At 75.2% G+C, this 15,439-nt stretch carries 11 protein-coding genes; 5 read left to right on the forward strand and 6 right to left on the reverse strand.

Annotated elements, in window-relative coordinates:
- Positions 1-23: 23 nt before the first annotated feature.
- From ABZ899_RS01130 to ABZ899_RS01150, 5 genes are all read left to right on the forward strand, one after another.
- Positions 24-2,675 carry an alpha/beta fold hydrolase gene (locus ABZ899_RS01130; protein WP_361338938.1) on the forward strand — a complete coding sequence of 884 codons (2,652 nt, stop codon included), beginning with the start codon at positions 24-26 and terminating at the stop codon, positions 2,673-2,675.
- Entirely contained in the window at positions 2,672-3,535 is an 864-nt protein-coding gene (locus ABZ899_RS01135; RefSeq protein WP_361338941.1) for an ABC transporter permease, read from the forward strand. Before ABZ899_RS01130 ends, ABZ899_RS01135 begins: the two co-directional genes overlap by 4 nt.
- A 172-nt stretch (positions 3,536-3,707) precedes the next feature.
- Positions 3,708-5,246 (forward strand): von Willebrand factor type A domain-containing protein, encoded by a 1,539-nt coding sequence (locus tag ABZ899_RS01140; protein ID WP_361338943.1) that lies wholly within the window; start codon positions 3,708-3,710, stop codon positions 5,244-5,246.
- Positions 5,247-5,324: 78 nt separating this feature from the next.
- Entirely contained in the window at positions 5,325-7,244 is a 1,920-nt protein-coding gene (locus ABZ899_RS01145) for an AMP-dependent synthetase/ligase (RefSeq protein WP_361338946.1), read from the forward strand.
- 89 nt (positions 7,245-7,333) lie between these two features.
- Positions 7,334-8,671, forward strand: a complete 1,338-nt coding sequence (locus tag ABZ899_RS01150; RefSeq protein ID WP_361338948.1) for a glycosyl hydrolase — start codon at positions 7,334-7,336, stop codon at positions 8,669-8,671.
- On the opposite strand, the gene ABZ899_RS01155 is transcribed toward ABZ899_RS01150, so the two are convergent.
- Genes ABZ899_RS01155 through ABZ899_RS01180 form a run of 6 tightly spaced genes read right to left on the reverse strand, consistent with a single transcriptional unit; the run spans position 8,662 to position 15,438 of the window.
- Positions 8,662-9,771 carry a GNAT family N-acetyltransferase gene (locus ABZ899_RS01155; protein WP_361338951.1) on the reverse strand — a complete coding sequence of 370 codons (1,110 nt, stop codon included), beginning with the start codon at positions 9,769-9,771 and terminating at the stop codon, positions 8,662-8,664. The genes ABZ899_RS01150 and ABZ899_RS01155 overlap by 10 nt on opposite strands.
- Positions 9,768-10,451, reverse strand: coding sequence for a lipopolysaccharide biosynthesis protein (locus ABZ899_RS01160; RefSeq protein ID WP_361338953.1), 684 nt, complete (start codon positions 10,449-10,451; stop codon positions 9,768-9,770). The genes ABZ899_RS01155 and ABZ899_RS01160 overlap by 4 nt, the downstream gene beginning before the upstream one ends.
- On the reverse strand, positions 10,448-11,590 hold the full coding sequence (locus ABZ899_RS01165) for a glycosyltransferase (protein WP_361338955.1): 1,143 nt from the start codon (positions 11,588-11,590) through the stop codon (positions 10,448-10,450). Before ABZ899_RS01165 ends, ABZ899_RS01160 begins: the two co-directional genes overlap by 4 nt.
- The gene (locus ABZ899_RS01170) at positions 11,587-12,378 is read right to left on the reverse strand and encodes a polysaccharide deacetylase family protein (protein ID WP_361338957.1); all 792 of its coding nucleotides are present in this window, start codon (positions 12,376-12,378) and stop codon (positions 11,587-11,589) included. The genes ABZ899_RS01165 and ABZ899_RS01170 overlap by 4 nt, the downstream gene beginning before the upstream one ends.
- Positions 12,368-14,104 (reverse strand): lipid II flippase MurJ, encoded by a 1,737-nt coding sequence (locus ABZ899_RS01175; RefSeq protein ID WP_361338960.1) that lies wholly within the window; start codon positions 14,102-14,104, stop codon positions 12,368-12,370. Before ABZ899_RS01175 ends, ABZ899_RS01170 begins: the two co-directional genes overlap by 11 nt.
- Complete coding sequence (locus tag ABZ899_RS01180) at positions 14,101-15,438, reverse strand: O-antigen ligase family protein (RefSeq protein ID WP_361338962.1); 1,338 nt, start codon at positions 15,436-15,438, stop codon at positions 14,101-14,103. Before ABZ899_RS01180 ends, ABZ899_RS01175 begins: the two co-directional genes overlap by 4 nt.
- Position 15,439: the final 1 nt, after the last annotated feature.

Raw genomic sequence — 15,439 nt, forward strand, 5'->3', positions numbered from 1 at the left:
GCTTCGACCCGTACCGTTGTCGCATGGATCTTCGACTGCCCGGACGGGGCGCACTGCGCGGGCCGCGGCGGCTGCTGGCCGCCGCGGCCGCCGTCGTGGTGCTGGCCGGCGCCGGGACCTTGACCGCGGTCGCCTCCGGCGGCGACGCCCCGCCGGTACGGCGTGCCGACCGGGTCATGGCGATGGACGGCGGAGTGCGCGTCGACACCTCGTACTTCACCGCGCCGGGCGGCGGGCGGCGCCCCGCGGTCCTCCTCGGGCACGGCTTCGGCGGCAGCAAGGACGACGTACGGCAGCAGGCCGAGGAGCTCGCGCGGGACGGGTACGCCGTGCTCACCTGGTCCGCCCGCGGCTTCGGCAGGTCGACCGGTGAGATCGGCCTGAACGACCCGAAGGGCGAGGTCGCCGACGTCTCCCGGCTGCTGGACTGGCTCGCCCGGCAGCCCGAGGTCCGGCTCGACAAGAGCGGCGACCCGCGCGTCGGCATGGCGGGCGGCTCCTACGGCGGCGCGATCGCGCTGCTGGCCGCCGGACACGACGACCGCGTGGACGCCATCGCCCCGGCCATCACCTACTGGAACCTCGCCGACGCCCTCTTCCCGAACGGGGTCTTCAAGAAGCTGTGGGCCGGCATCTTCGTCAACTCCGGCGGCGGCTGCGCCAAGTTCGAGCCCGTGCTCTGCGCGATGTACGAGCGGGTCGCCGAGTCCGGCGTCCCCGACGCAAAGGCCCGCGCCCTGCTGGAGGAGCGCTCCCCGTCCGCCGTCGGCGACCGCGTCAAGGTGCCCACCCTGCTGTTCCAGGGCCAGTCCGACTCCCTCTTCCCGCTCGGGCAGGCCGACCGGGCGGCCCGCGCGATCCGCGCCAACGGCGCCCCCGTGGACGTCGACTGGATCGCCGGCGGGCACGACGGCGGCGACCTGGAGACGTCCCGCGTCCAGGCCCGCACCACCGCCTGGTTCGACCGCTACCTCAAGGGCGACAAGAGCGCCGACACCGGCCCCGCCTTCCGGGTCACCCGCACCGGGGGCATCGACTCCACCGACGGCGAGGCCCAGCTGCGGGGCGCGAGCGCCGGCTCCTACCCCGGACTGGCCGCCGGCGTGCGGCCCGTGCCGCTCACCGGGGGCGAGCAGTCCGTCGCCAACCCGGCCGGCGCCAGCCCGCCCGCCGTCTCCGCCCTGCCCGGCCTCGGCGGCTCCGGCGGTCTCGCCCAGCTGTCGTCGCTCGGCGTCGGGGTCTCGCTGGACTTCCCCGGCCAGTTCGCCCGCTTCGAGTCCGCGCCCGTCGCGGACAACCTCCACATCACCGGCTCCCCGACGGCCACCGTGCACGTGCGCTCCAGCGGCGGCGACGCCGTCCTGTTCGCCAAGGTCTACGACGTCGGCCCCGACGGACGGCAGCAGGTCCTGCCGTCCCAGCTGGTCACCCCGCTGCGGGTCACGGACGCCAAGTCCGGCAAGGACGTGCGGATCACCCTCCCGGCCATCGACCACGACGTGGAGAAGGGCCACCGGCTGCGCCTGGTGCTGTCCTCCACGGACCTCGGCTACGCCTCCCCGGCCGCCCCGGCCACGTACGCGGTCGCCCTGAAGAGCGAGCTGTCCGTCCCGACGGCCCCCGGCGTCACCAGCGCCGCCGCCCCCCTGCCGTCCTGGGTGTGGTGGCTGCCCGCCACGGGCGCCCTGATCGCCCTGGCCCTGCTGCTGACCGCCCGCCGCCGCACCGCGGCCCCCGCGCCCGACCCGGAGCTGGCCGAGGTCCCGCTCCAGATCAGCGGCCTGAGCAAGCGGTACGCCCGCGCGCAGGACCGGTACGCGGTGCGGGAGCTGTCGTTCCGGGTGGAGAAGGGCCAGGTGCTCGGCCTCCTCGGCCCGAACGGCGCCGGCAAGACGACGACCCTGCGCATGCTGATGGGCCTGATCAAGCCGGACGCCGGGGAGATCCGGGTCTTCGGGCACGCCATCCGCCCCGGCGCCCCGGTCCTGTCCCGGGTCGGCGCGTTCGTGGAGGGCGCCGGCTTCCTGCCGCACCTGTCGGGCCGGGAGAACCTGGAGCTGTACTGGAAGGCCACCGGCCGCCCGCCCGAGGACGCCCACCTGGACGAGGCCCTGGAGATCGCCGGGCTCGGTGACGCCCTGGCCCGCGCGGTGCGCACCTACTCCCAGGGCATGCGCCAGCGCCTCGCCATCGCCCAGGCCATGCTCGGCCTGCCGGACCTGCTCATCCTCGACGAGCCGACCAACGGCCTCGACCCGCCGCAGATCCGCGAGATGCGCGAGGTGATGATCCGGTACGCGGCCGCCGGCCGCACGGTGATCGTCTCCAGCCATCTCCTCGCGGAGGTGGAGCAGTCCTGCACCCATCTCGTGGTCATGGACCGCGGCCGGCTCGTGCAGGCGGGCCCGGTCGCCGAGATCGTCGGCTCCGGAGACACCCTCCTCGTCGGCACGGCCACGGCCGTCGACACACCCGTCGTAGAGAAGGTCGCCGCGCTGCCCGGTGTGGTCTCGGCCGTCCCCACCGACGAGGGGCTCCTGGTCCGGCTCGACGCCGACGGCAGCGCCGAGCACCTCGTCGCCGAACTCGTCCGGCTGGAGGTGCCCGTCCGGTCGGTCGGCCCGCACCGCCGCCTGGAGGACGCCTTCCTCACCCTGATCGGAGGTTCCGCATGAGCACGCTCACCGAGCGCACCGAGGTCGCCTCCGGTTACCGGGCGGGCCGCACCCTGCCCGTGCGGGTCGAACTGCTCCGCCAGCTCAAGCGGCGCCGGACGCTGGTCATGTTCGGCATCCTCGCCGTGCTGCCGTTCGTGCTGGTCGCCGCGTTCGCGATCGGCGGCGAACCGGACGGGCGGGGCGACCGCATCACCCTGATGGACACGGCCACGGCCTCCGGCGCCAACTTCGCCGCGGTCAACCTCTTCGTCTCCGCGGGCTTCCTGCTCGTGATCCCGGTCGCGCTGTTCTGCGGGGACACCGTCGCCTCGGAGGCCGGCTGGTCCTCCCTGCGCTATCTCCTCGCCGCCCCCGTGCCGAGGGCCCGGCTGCTGTGGTCCAAGCTCGTGGTCGGCCTCGGCTTGAGCCTGGCCGCGATGGTGCTGCTGCCGGTGGTCGCGCTGGCCGTGGGCACGGCCGCGTACGGCTGGGGTCCGCTGCAGATCCCCACCGGGGGCTCGCTCGCCACGGGTACGGCGGCGCAGCGCCTGCTCGTCGTCGTGGCCTACCTCTTCGTGTCCCAACTGGTCACCGCCGGGCTGGCGTTCTGGCTGTCGACGCGGACGGACGCCCCGCTGGGCGCGGTCGGTGGCGCGGTCGGCCTCACCATCGTCGGCAACGTCCTGGACGCCGTCACGGCCCTCGGCGACTGGCGTCACTTCCTGCCCGCGCACTGGCAGTTCGCCTGGGCGGACGCCGTCCAGCCGCACCCGGAGTGGTCCGGCATGATCCAGGGCACGGCGGTCTCCGTGACGTACGCCCTGATCCTGTTCGCGCTGGCCTTCCGGCACTTCACGCGCAAGGACATCGTGTCGTAGGTCGACCGTCCCAAGTCATCGGCAGGTCGACGGAGGATCACCCGCCGGTCTCGGCGGAGGCTCACCGTGCCCTCTTCGAGACCCATCCGCAACGCACCATGGCGCACGTTCCGGCCCCCTGGCCCGTCACAGTCGCAGAAGTCGACGTCGACGGAACCAGGGGGCATGGACGATGGAGCGACACCGCGCACGACGGCTGAGGGGTGCGCTGCTCGCGCTCACGGCGGGCGGCCTGCTGCTCAGCGGGTGCAGCGCGCAGGACGGCGGTCACTCGTCGGCGGACCGGAGCGTCACGGACGACCGCTTCCCGGTCGCCCCGGAACCCGGCGGAGGCTCGGTCGGGCAGAAGAACGGCGACGACAGCGACCGCGAGTTCGCGCCCGAGCCCGACCTCGTCTCCACCTTCGCCCTGGACGTGGACACCGCCTCCTACGGCTACGCCCGCCGCACGCTCGCCGAGGGACGGCTGCCCGACCCGGCGACGGTCCGCCCCGAGGAGTTCGTCAACAGCTTCCGCCAGGACTACGACCGCCCGGACGGCGACGGGTTCACCGTCACCGTGGACGGCGCCCGCACCGCGCGCGAGGACTGGTCCCTGGTGCGGGTGGGACTGGCGACCAGGCCCGCCGCGGACGCCGGGCGGCGCCCGCCCGCCGCCCTCACCTTCGTCGTCGACATCTCCGGCTCCATGGCCGAACCGGGCCGTCTGGACCTCGCGAAGGACTCCCTCGGCGTGATGACGGACCGGCTGCGCGACGACGACTCCGTCGCCCTGGTCACCTTCAGCGACGAGGCCGAGCGGGTGCTGCGGCCGACCCGCGTCGGCGGGCACCGGGACGAGATCCACGACGCCGTCGACAGCCTGGAGCCCACCGACTCCACCAATCTCGGCGCCGGCGTGGAGACCGGGTACGAGACGGCCGAGGACGGCCTGCGCAAGGGCGCCACCAACCGCGTCGTGCTGGTCTCCGACGCGCTGGCCAACACCGGCGACACCGACGCGGACACCATCCTGGAACGCGTCTCCTCCGAGCGCCGCGAGCACGGCATCACCCTCTTCGGGGTGGGCGTCGGCAGCGACTACGGCGACGCCCTGATGGAACGCCTCGCCGACAAGGGCGACGGCCACACCGTGTACGTCTCCGGGGAGCGCGAGGCGCACCAGGTCTTCAGCCGGGACCTGCCCCGCAACGTCGATCTGACCGCACGCGACGCCAAGGCCCAGGTCGTCTTCGACCCGGAGACGGTCAGGGAGTTCCGGCTGATCGGCTACGACGACCGGCAGGTCGCCGACGAGGACTTCCGCGACGACCGCGTCGACGGCGGCGAGGTCGGCCCCGGCCACACCGTCACCGCCCTGTACGCCGTGCGCACCGCACCGGACGCCGAGGGCCACCTGGCCACGGCGGGCGTCCGCTGGCTCGACCCGCGCACCCGCGCCCCGCACGAGGAGTCCGGCGCCATCGAGACGGGCGCCCTGGAGGACTCGGTGTGGAGCGCGAGCCCCCGCTTCCAGGTCACCGCCACGGCGGCCTACTTCGCGGACGCCCTGCGCGAGGGCGACGACCGTCCGGGTTCGCTGCCCGGACGGATCGGCCTCGGCGAACTCGCGGAGCGCGCGGACGAGTTGAGCTCGGTCACGGAGGACCAGGACGTGGCCCGGCTCGCCGAGGCGATCCGGTGGGCGAGCCGTCTCACCGGCAGGGACTGAGGGCGCCGGCCCCATTGACCTTTACTTACGCCTGAGTAAGTTTACTCTCCGGTAAGTACGACGGCACCGGGAGCCGACATGGGCGTACGCAAGGACCTGAAGCGGGCCCCACACCGCACCGAACTGCTGGAACGCACCGAGGTCGAGGTCGTCGAGGACGCCGGGGGAGTGGTGCGCGAGGCCCGCACCCCGGCCCTCGCGTCCCGCCCCACCACCGGCAGCACCGCCGACCTGCCCTACACCAACGCGGCCGAGGCGCCCGACGCCGTGGTCCTGCGCCGCCACACCGGCGACGGCTGGCGGCCGGTGACCGCGGCGGAGTTCGCCCGTGAGGTCACCGGCGTGGCCAAGGGGCTGATCGCCGCCGGCCTGGAGCCCGGCGGCCGGGTCGCCGTGATGTCCCGCACCCGCTACGAGTGGACCGTGCTGGACTTCGCCATCTGGGCGGCCGGCGGCCGGACCGTCCCCGTCTACGCCACCTCCTCCGCGGAGCAGGTGGAGTGGATCGTCCGCGACTCCGGGGCCCGGTACGTCGTCACCGAGACGGCGCAGAACACGGCCACGGTGACGGCGGGCACCGAGGCGCACGAACAGCCCCCGCACGTCTGGGAACTGGACGACGACGCCCTCGGCGCGCTCACCGCCCTCGGCCGCCACCTGCCCGACGAGGAGGTCGCCGAACGCCGCGCCGCCCTGACCCCCGACACGGTCGCGACGATCTGCTACACCTCCGGCACCACCGGCCTGCCCAAGGGCTGCGTCCTCACCCACGGCAACCTGCACGCCGAGGCCGCCAACACCGTCGAACTGCTGCACCCCGTCTTCCAGGCCGTCACCGGACAGACCGCCTCGACCCTGCTCTTCCTCCCGCTCGCCCACATCCTCGGCCGCACCATCCAGATCGCCTGCCTGATGGGCCGTATCGAGATCGGCCACTGGCCCAGCATCAAGCCCGACGAACTGCGGCCCGCCCTGCGGGAGTTCCGGCCCACCTTCCTCGTCGGCGTCCCGTACCTCTTCGAGAAGATCCACGACACCGGCCGGGCCACCGCCGAGAAGCTGGGCCGCGGCGCCTCCTTCGACCGCGCCGACCGCGTGGCCGTCCGGTTCGCCGAGGCCCACCTGAACCACTTCCTCGGCACCGGCAAGGGCCCCGGCGTCGGACTCCGGGCCGCCTGGGCCCTGTACGACCTGCTGGTCTACCGCCGGGTCCGCAAGGAGCTCGGCGGCCGCCTGCGCTACGCCATCAGCGGCGGCTCTCCGCTCGACCGCAACCTCAACCTGTTCTTCTACGCCGCCGGCATCCTCGTCTACGAGGGCTACGGCCTCACCGAGACCACCGCCGCCGCCACCGTCGTCCCGCCGCTCAGGCCCCGCCCCGGCACCGTCGGCCGGCCCGTCCCCGGCACGGCCGTCCGCATCGCCGACGACGGCGAGGTGCTCATCAAGGGCGGCATCGTCTTCGGCGCCTACCGCAACGACCCGGCCGCCACCGACGCCGTGCTGCGCGACGGGTGGTTCGCCACCGGTGACCTCGGCGCCCTCGACGAGGACGGCTACCTCACCATCACCGGCCGCAAGAAGGACATCCTCGTCACCTCCGGCGGCAAGAACGTCTCCCCGGCCGTCCTGGAGGACCGGCTGCGCAGCCGCCCGCCCGTCGGACAGTGCCTCGTCGTCGGCGACGGACGCCCCTTCGTCGGCGCCCTGATCACCCTCGAACCGGACGCGGTGGCGCACTGGCTCGCCGTACGGGGGCTGCCCGCCGGCACCCCGATGTCCGAGGTCGTCCGGGACCCCCGGATGCGCGCCTACGTCCAGAAGGCCGTCGACTACGCCAACGAGGCCGTCTCCCGCGCCGAGTCGATCCGCGCGTTCCGGCTCGTCGAGGGGGAGTGGACCGAGGAGAACGGCCTGCTCACCCCGTCGCTGAAGGTGAAGCGGCACGCCGTGACGCAGGTGTACGAGGCCGACATCGAGGCGCTGTACGGCAGCTGATGGCCCGTTCGGCGGCGCTCCGATGGTGCCGTCCCGGCGCATGTGACTTCCTGTCACCTACAGGGGAGGTGCCCCGCCGAGGAGGACGCATGGCCCGTGACCGCCGACGGTCCGCACGGAGAGGACCGGCGCTGATCACCGCCGCGGTGATCGCCGCGGCGGCCCTCGCACCGGGCACGGCCCTGGCGGCGGGCGCCGCCTCCCACCCCGACCCGTCCCGCCCGGTCCCCGCGGCCCACCCCGCACCTCCGGCCGCCCCCTCGCCGCAGCCGCCGCAGGGGGTGCACGCCCCGGCCGGGGTCCCCGCGCACGGGACCGCGTTCGGGGCGTACCTGCACTACGGGCCCGCCGGGGTGCAGCGGATGCAGCAGCTCGGCCGCTGGCTCGGCGGCCAGGAACCCCGCGTCGGGCACACCTATCTGCCCGGCGACCTGTGGACCAACATCGAGGGCGGGCACGGCTTCCTCGACAGCTGGGCCGCCTGGCGGCGCGCCAAGTCCGACCGGATGCTCGTGCTCAACGTGCCGATGATGGAACGCAACGAGCGCGACCTCCCCGACGCCACCGTCCGGACCCTGCTGCGGCGCGCGGCGTCCGGCGCCTTCGACGAGCACTTCGAGACCCTCGCCGAACGCCTGGTCGACCTCGGCATCCCGGACACGGTCGTCGTGCTCGGCTGGGAGATGAACGGCACCACCTACACCCACCGCTGCGGCCCGGACCCGGAGAGCTGGAAGCAGTACTGGCGCCGCATCGTCCGCGTCATGCGCGCGGTCGACGGACAGCGCTTCCGCTTCGACTTCGCCCCCAGCCGGGGCATGGACGCGATCCCCTGGCCCGAGTGCTACCCCGGCGACGACGTCGTCGACATCGTCGGCATGGACGCCTACGACCAGCCGCGCGGCCTCACCTTCGACGAACAGGTCTCCGAGCCCTACGGCCTGCAGCACCACGTGGCCTTCGCCCGCCGCCACGGCAAGCCGATCTCCTACCCGGAGTGGGGCCTGTTCCGCAACGGCGACAACATCACGTACATGCTGCGCATGCTGGCCTGGATGGACCAGCACAAGCCGCTCTACAACACCATCACCGACTACTGCCCGCACGGCGTGTGGCTGTGTTCCGACAACCCCCGCGCCTCCGCCCTGTACCGCCTCCTGCTCTCCGCCCCGCTGTACTCCCGCCCCCGGCCGGCCCCCGTCACGCCGGACGCCACCCCGTCCCCGGCCACCCTCCCGGCCCCGGCGGCACCCTCCGCACCCTCCGCCGCGCCGGAGCCGGCCGCCGCGGCGACGCCGGCCCCGACCCCGGCGCCCACCACCCCGCAGGCCCCGCACTGCACCCTCCTGGACCTGGAGAAGTGGCTGGAGCAGCAGATCGGCGGCCGGCTCTCCGCGTGCCTGCAGTGGGCGGAGCGCTACCGCTGAGTCGCCGGCTCGGCGTCCTTGCGCAGCGCCTCCTTGGCCCGCCGCCGCGCGGCGGCCTCCGCCAGCGCGGCCCCCAGCAGCGGGGACGTGCGGCGCCGGGCCAGCAGGAACCGCTGGTTGACGACCGTCGTCGGCAGCCAGCGGTACTTGTACGGCTCCGCGCCCCGCAGCAGGCTCAGCGTGCGCAGCCCGCCGGACCCGAGGTGACCGGTCGCCCCGTGCAGCAGCATCGTCGCCACGTCCACCCGGCGCTGCCGCAGCCCCGGGTCGAAGCCGTACAGGTACATGCCGGCGAGCGCGCCCGACAGCAGCGAGATGTTGACCGCCACCACCGAGCCGTCCAGCACGAACTCCGTGGTCGCCGCCTCCCCGGAGCGGGCCAGCGGGACCGTCGCGCGGACCAGGTGCTCCATGAACCGCGGCCGCAGATGCTCGGGCGACACCTGCCGGCCCTGCCACTGCAGCCGGTGCAGCTCCAGGAGCCGGCGCAGCGCGGCCTCCGTCTCCTCGTGCGGCACGACCCGCCACTGCACCCCGAGCCGGGACAGCTGGCTGACCTTGCTGCGGATCCGCCGGGCCCGGGCCGTCGGCAGCCGCCCCACCAGCTCCTCCATGGGAAGCGCGGGCAGCTCCAGGCAGAGGGAGTCGCGCAGCCGCTGCCGCGGACCGCGCCAGCACTGGAACACCCGCTCCATCGCACCGCCCGGCCGCACCTCGCGGAAGTCCACCAGCGCGGTGCGGGCCAGGTCGGCCAGGGCGTCCGCGAGCGCGGTCGCGGCCGGCGCGCCCGCCGACTCGTCGACCAGCACATCGCAGAAGTCGGTGATGGCACCGCCGAGCGGCACCAGCGCCGGCAGCGGGCTGTGCACCCGCATCAGCGGCGCCGCCGCCACCAGGTCGTCACCCCGGCGCACCAGGACCAGCCGGAGCCGGCCCGGCCTGCCGTACGACAGCCACCACGAGTGCAGCCAGGCGTGGCTCTGGAACGCCGTCGCCGACGGGCATGCCCGGTGCAGCCGGCCCCATGCCTCGGCCAGCCCCGCGAAGGCGTGCTCGTCGGTGCACACCTCCACGGTCGGCTTCCGTGCGGAGGCGGTCATCCGCGCGTCTCCTGGGCGTCGGCGGCCCCGGCGGGACCCGGTACCGAGGCCCGGCCGAGGTCCTCCTCCGCGCCCGGCTCACCGGACCGCCGGCGCGGCCGGGCCAGCATCGCGAGACCGCCGAGCAGGCCGCCGGCGCTCGCGCCCACGAGCGCGGTCAGCCCCGGCGACGCGGACGACGGCTCGCCCGGCCGCAGCGCACGGGACAGGCTCTCCAGCCGGATACCGGTCCGGTCCTTGGCGTAACCGGCCTCGGTGACCAGCGAGCGGGACACGGCGTTGGCGATGTCGACGGCCTGCGCCGGGCTGGACGAGGTCGCCGAGACCGCGACCATCGGCGCGTCCGGCGACGTCGCCACCTCCACGCTCTCGCGCAGCGTCGACACCGGCACACCCGCCCACATCTGGGCGTCCCCGAGCACCGCGAGCTGGGTGGCGACCCGGCCGTAGGCCTGCGCGAAGCCCAGCGCGTCGGTGCAGTCGGCCTCGGTCGTGCCGTTCGGCACGGCCACCACGGAACTGGTCGCCGTGTACTGCGGGGGCTTCACCAGCCCGTACGCGCCACCGGCCAGGGCACCGGTCAGCGCCGTGGCGGGCACCAGCGCCCACACGGGCAGCCGGCCGAGCCGGGCACGGGCCCGGTGCCACAGCGGAGCGCGCTCAGCGGGGTTGTCTGTCATGAGGGACTCACTTCCAGGTTCGAGCCGGCCGAAGCGGCCGTGTACAGATCCATCAGCTGCCGCGCGGTCCGCGCGATGTCGTAGTGCCGCACCACGTCCGGGGCGCACCGGTCCACCGGCCCGGCCGCCCGCAGCCGCAGCAGTTCCCGCGCGTACGCCCCGGGCCCGCCGACGACCCGCCGCGCGCCGGGCACCGCCCGCGCCGGCAGGTCCTCGACGGCCGGGCAGCTCGCGTACCGCACGGGCAGCCCGGCGGCCAGCGCCTCCAGCACCGCCAGCCCGAAGGACTCCTCCGGCGACGGCGAGGCGAGCACGTCCATCGCGGACAGCAGGGCGGGCAGGTCGGGCGCGCCGTCGTGCGGGTCGGGCAGGTACGGCCGTTCACCGGTCAGCACCAGCCGGCCGGCGACGCCCAGTTCCCGGGCGGTACGGCGCAGCGCCGCCTCCTCGGGCCCGCCGCCGACCAGCAACAGCCGTACGTCGTCGGGCAGCTGTGCCAGCGCCGCCACCAGCAGGTCGAACCGCTTGCCGGGCGCGAGACGCCCCACACCGCCGACGACGTAGGCGTCCTCGGGCAGCCCGTAGTACGCCCGCGCCTCCTTGCGGCGCACCTCGTCGTAGCCGAACCGGGGCGCGTCGATGCCGTTCGGGATGACGCGGATGCGCTGCCCCGGCACCCCCCAGCGCCGCAGCCGCTGCGCCACCGTCGGCGAGACGGCGACGGTGACCCGGCCGAGGCGCTCGCCCGCCAGGTACAGCGCCCGCACCCCGGCGCTGTGCGGGCGCCCCTCCAGGCGGGTCGCGCCGATCGAGTGCTCGGTGGCCACGACGGCCCGCACCCCGGCGAGCCGCGCGGCGAGCCGGCCGTACAGGCAGGCGCGGTACAGGTGCGTGTGCACCAGGTCGTAGCCGCCGCCGCGGATCAGCCGGGTCAGCCGCGGCACGACGTCCAGGTCCCGGTTGCCGCCCATCCCGAGGTGGGCGACCCGGACGCCGTCGGCCGCCAGACCGGCGGCGACCGGGCCGGGGTTGGTCAGGGTCACCACGTCGCAGCGCGCCGGGAGGTGCCGCAGCAGCAGCCGCAGCTGCTGTTCCGCGCCGCCGACGCCGAGACCGGTGATGACGTGCAGGACCCTCACGCCGCCTCCAGGGCGCGGCCGTACACGCGGGCCAGCCGCCGCTTCAGCTCCAGGCGCACCGAGCCGTCCGCCTGCCCCATGTGGATCCGCGGCAGCGCGAAGTCCCCGCGGCCCGGCGGACCGGGCACGATCGCGCAGGCGTAGCGGTAACCGGCCCGGCGCACGGCGTCGACGGCCCGCTCGTCGTGGTAGCCGTACGGGTAGCAGAACCCCGCCACGTCGTCGCCGACCACGGCCTCCAGCCGAAGCCGGCTCTCGGCCACCTCGCGGTGCAGCACCTCGTCCGGCGCCCGGGTCAGATCGAGATGCGTCAGCCCGTGCGAGGCGACCTCCATCCCGGCCGCCGCCGCCGTGCGCACCCCGTCCTCGTCCAGCAGCGGCTTGCGGGGGCCCGTCGGCTCCCACACGTTCGTGCCGCCGAGCAGGCCGGGCAGCACGAACACCGTCGCCGAGAAGCCGTGGCGGCGCAGCACGGGCAGCGCCTCGGTGACGAAGTCGGTGTAGCCGTCGTCGAAGGTCAGCCCGACCAGGCCCCGTTCGGCGCCCCGGTCCCGGGCCGCGAGGAGCTCGCGCACGCTCACCCCGCGCAGCCCGCGCCCGGCCAGCCAGGCGAGCTGCCGCTCCAAGCGGGCCGGGGTGACGGTCACGTTGTGCGGGTCGTCGGGGCAGGTGGAGACCGAGTGGTACATGGCCACCCAGGCGGCGGAGTCCCGCCTGCGGCGGCCGCCCACGGCGGGCTGGGGCACGGGTTCGGCCACGCGCGGCGCGGCGGAGATGTCAGCGACCATGGCGGAGCTTTCGTGTGAGAGGGCTGCGGACGGATTGCGGGACGGGAAGCAGCAGGGACCGGGCGCCCGCCGCGTCGAGGAGCCACGCCAGCGCCACGAACACGGCGCCCGCACAGGCGAAGCCGGCGGCGGCGGACACCGCGGGAGCGTCGGCCAGACCGGCGCCGAACAGCCCGGCCGGGGTGGCGCCCACGGCGGCGCCCACCGGGCGGGCCAGCGCGCCGGCGACCCGGGGGACGCGCACCGGCACCGACTGCGGGCCCAGCCCGAGCAGCAGGAGCAGCGCGGTCAGGGTGATGCCGGCCGCGTTGGCGGCGGCGATCCCGCGCGCCCCCCACGGCTCCACGGCCCAGGCGCTCAGCCCGACGGTGGCGACCACGCCGATGGCCATGGCGGCCGGCGGGTACCAGCTCGTGCGTCCCGTCGAGAAGTACGACCGCACGAGCGCGCCCACCAGGGTGTGCCCGAGCAGCCCGAGCGCGTACACCCGCATCACGGCGGCGGTCGCGGCGGTGTCCCCGGCGGTGAACGCGCCCCGCTGGAACAGCAGTTGCACGATCGCCGGCGCGCAGGCCACCACGACGCTCGTACCGAACAGCACCAGGCAGGCCATCAGCACCAGGTCCCGCTCGACCCGGTCCCGGGCCCGCCGGATGTCGCCGTCGGCGACGGCCCGCGCCACCACCGGGAAGGTCACGACGCACACCATCATCGCGAGCGACATCGGCAACTGCGCGACCTTCTGGGCGTAGTTGAGGTGCGAGATGGCACCGGCCGGCAGCCCGGAGGCGAAGTACCGCTCGATGAGGACCTGCGACTGGCGGCCCACCGCGAACAGCAGTACCGCGCACACCAGGGCCGGCGCGAAGGCCCGCACGCCGTCACGGTCCCCGTCCGGCGCCTCCGGGACGCCGGCCTCGTCCGCCTCGTCCGCCTCGTCCGCCTCGCCGGGCCGCCGCGCCAGGCGCCGCCACAGCGACGGCGCCAGCGCGAGCGCCATGGCGCAGCCCCCGAGCGCGACCCCGAGCGCCGCCGCCCGCACACCCCAGTGCGCGGCGAGCACGAACATCGTCGCGATGATGACCGCGTTGTACGCGATGTAGATGGCGCCCGGCGCGAGATAGCTGCGGTGCGCGCGCAGCGCCGCGCTGCAGTACCCGGCCAGCCCGAAGCTCAGCACACAGGTCCCGGTCAGCCGGGTGCAGGCGACCGCGAGGGATGCGTCGGAGAGGCCCGGTGCGAGGACCGCGACCAGCAGCGGAGCCCCGAGCACGAGCAGCGCGGCCGCGCCGGCGAGGGCCAGGCACAGCCGCGGCAGCGAGGCCGCCACCAGGGCGCGCACCGGGTCGGGTCCGAGCGGCCCGCGCCCCCGCCGCGCCAGCGCCAGGCTGAACGCCGGCACGAGCACGAACGCCATGCCGTCCTCGATCAGCAGCGTCGACGCCATCTCCGGGACCGTCCAGGCCACCAGGAACGCGTCGGTCTCCGCCCCCGCGCCGAAGAGATGCGCCAGCGTCTGGTCCCGGCCGAGCCCGAGCACCGCCGCGGCCATCGACAGCGCGGCCGACAGCAGCGTCGCCCGCGCGAGGAAACGGCCCGAGACGGCACCGGCCGTGCGGGACGCACCGTCCGGCGCGGGACCGGCCGGGCGCGGGACACCGTCGCCCGCCGGAGAGCCCCCGGTCCCGTCCGCCGCGTCCGTGCGCTCCGCCGCGCCGGACCTCACCGGGCCCCCGCTTCCCGGGCCGCGTCCCCGGACAGCGCCCACCAGGCGGCCAGTCCGAGGCAGATCGCCGTCAGCACGGTGGAGGGCCCGCCGATGTCGGCGTACAGGAAGTTGACGAGCTGCCAGAGCAGCAGCCCGCAGGCCGCCAGCGCGCAGTCCTGGACGCGGCCCGCGCCGCGCCGCAGCCGGCGCAGCGCGCACACCAGCAGCGCCAGCCAGCTGCCCGCCACCGTGACCACGCCCAGCAGACCCTGCTCGCTCAGCAGCAGCAGGTACATGTTGTGCGGCGACAGCAGCGGCTGGCGCACGAAAGCCTGCCCGGCCCCCTCGGTGTCGCTGCCCGACGACAGCGCCAGCGAGGCGTGCCCGTCACGGTGCGCGGGGAAGCTCTTCAGACCCACACCGGTCAGCGGGTGCGCGCTCCACATGTCCGTCGCGGCCGCCCACATCGTGTACCGGTCGACGACCGACTGGTCCGGGGCGTCGGTGACCTGCGTGATGCTGGTCAGCCGCTCCTCCAGTGCCGCCGCGCCGACCCCGAACCCGCCCACCAGCACCACGGCGGCCGCGACCACGCCGGCGAACACCTTGGCCGCCCGCCGCACCCCGGCCAGCAGCAGGACCACCCCGCAGGTCACCGCCGTGGCGATCCACGCGCCCCGGCTGAACGACACCGCGAGCGGCACCAGCAGCACCGCCGCGCACCCGGCCGCCACCAGCCGCTGCCGCACCGAACGGGTGCCGAGCGCCAGCCCGGTCGCGGCCACCACACCGAGCGCCACGACGTTGGCCATCCCCATCACGTCCGACGGACCGAACGTCCCCACCGCCCGGACGAAGGCGCCCTGGTACGACGCCCCGGTCCCGGTCAGGTACTGCTTGACCCCGATCCCGCCCTGCCACAGCGCCAGACCGACCAGCGACCACAGCAGCAGCCGCGCCCCCCGCCGGTCGCGCACCAGCAGCGTCACCGCGACCGGGATCAGTACGAACACCTGGAGGTGGCGGGCCAGTCCGGTCAGCGCGTCCCCGGAGGTCGCGGCGCCCGTCGCGGCCAGCGCGATGCCCACCACCGGCAGCCCGAGCACCAGCGCGGCGGTCCGGGTCAGCGGCCGCCGCCCGCGCACCAGCGCCTGCCCGAGGGCACACAGCACGGCCAGTGCCGAGGCCGCGTCGGCCGGGGCGACGGAGCCGCCCGACCGGACCGGCAGACCGAGCAGCACCACGACCGCCACCACCGGCAGCACGGGCAGCAGCGGCACGACCGGGCGCAGCCGGGGCGGCACGGGCAGCGAGGGCGTGACCCGGGACAGGACCTCGGGGGACGTCGTCATC

It is taken from the genome of Streptomyces sp. NPDC046859 (assembly GCF_040645135.1).
In the GTDB taxonomy this organism is placed as follows: Bacteria; Actinomycetota; Actinomycetes; order Streptomycetales; family Streptomycetaceae; genus Streptomyces.

Excerpts from the sequence above, each read along its gene's own strand:
- ABZ899_RS01130 (WP_361338938.1), top strand. The coding sequence starts at position 24 with ATGGATCTTCGACTGCCCGGACGGGGCGCACTGCGCGGGCCGCGGCGG.
- ABZ899_RS01135 (WP_361338941.1), top strand. The coding sequence starts at position 2,672 with ATGAGCACGCTCACCGAGCGCACCGAGGTCGCCTCCGGTTACCGGGCG.
- ABZ899_RS01140 (WP_361338943.1), top strand. The coding sequence starts at position 3,708 with ATGGAGCGACACCGCGCACGACGGCTGAGGGGTGCGCTGCTCGCGCTC.
- ABZ899_RS01145 (WP_361338946.1), top strand. The coding sequence starts at position 5,325 with ATGGGCGTACGCAAGGACCTGAAGCGGGCCCCACACCGCACCGAACTG.
- ABZ899_RS01150 (WP_361338948.1), top strand. The coding sequence starts at position 7,334 with ATGGCCCGTGACCGCCGACGGTCCGCACGGAGAGGACCGGCGCTGATC.
- ABZ899_RS01155 (WP_361338951.1), bottom strand. The coding sequence starts at position 9,771 with ATGACCGCCTCCGCACGGAAGCCGACCGTGGAGGTGTGCACCGACGAG.
- ABZ899_RS01160 (WP_361338953.1), bottom strand. The coding sequence starts at position 10,451 with ATGACAGACAACCCCGCTGAGCGCGCTCCGCTGTGGCACCGGGCCCGT.
- ABZ899_RS01170 (WP_361338957.1), bottom strand. The coding sequence starts at position 12,378 with ATGGTCGCTGACATCTCCGCCGCGCCGCGCGTGGCCGAACCCGTGCCC.
- ABZ899_RS01180 (WP_361338962.1), bottom strand. The coding sequence starts at position 15,438 with ATGACGACGTCCCCCGAGGTCCTGTCCCGGGTCACGCCCTCGCTGCCC.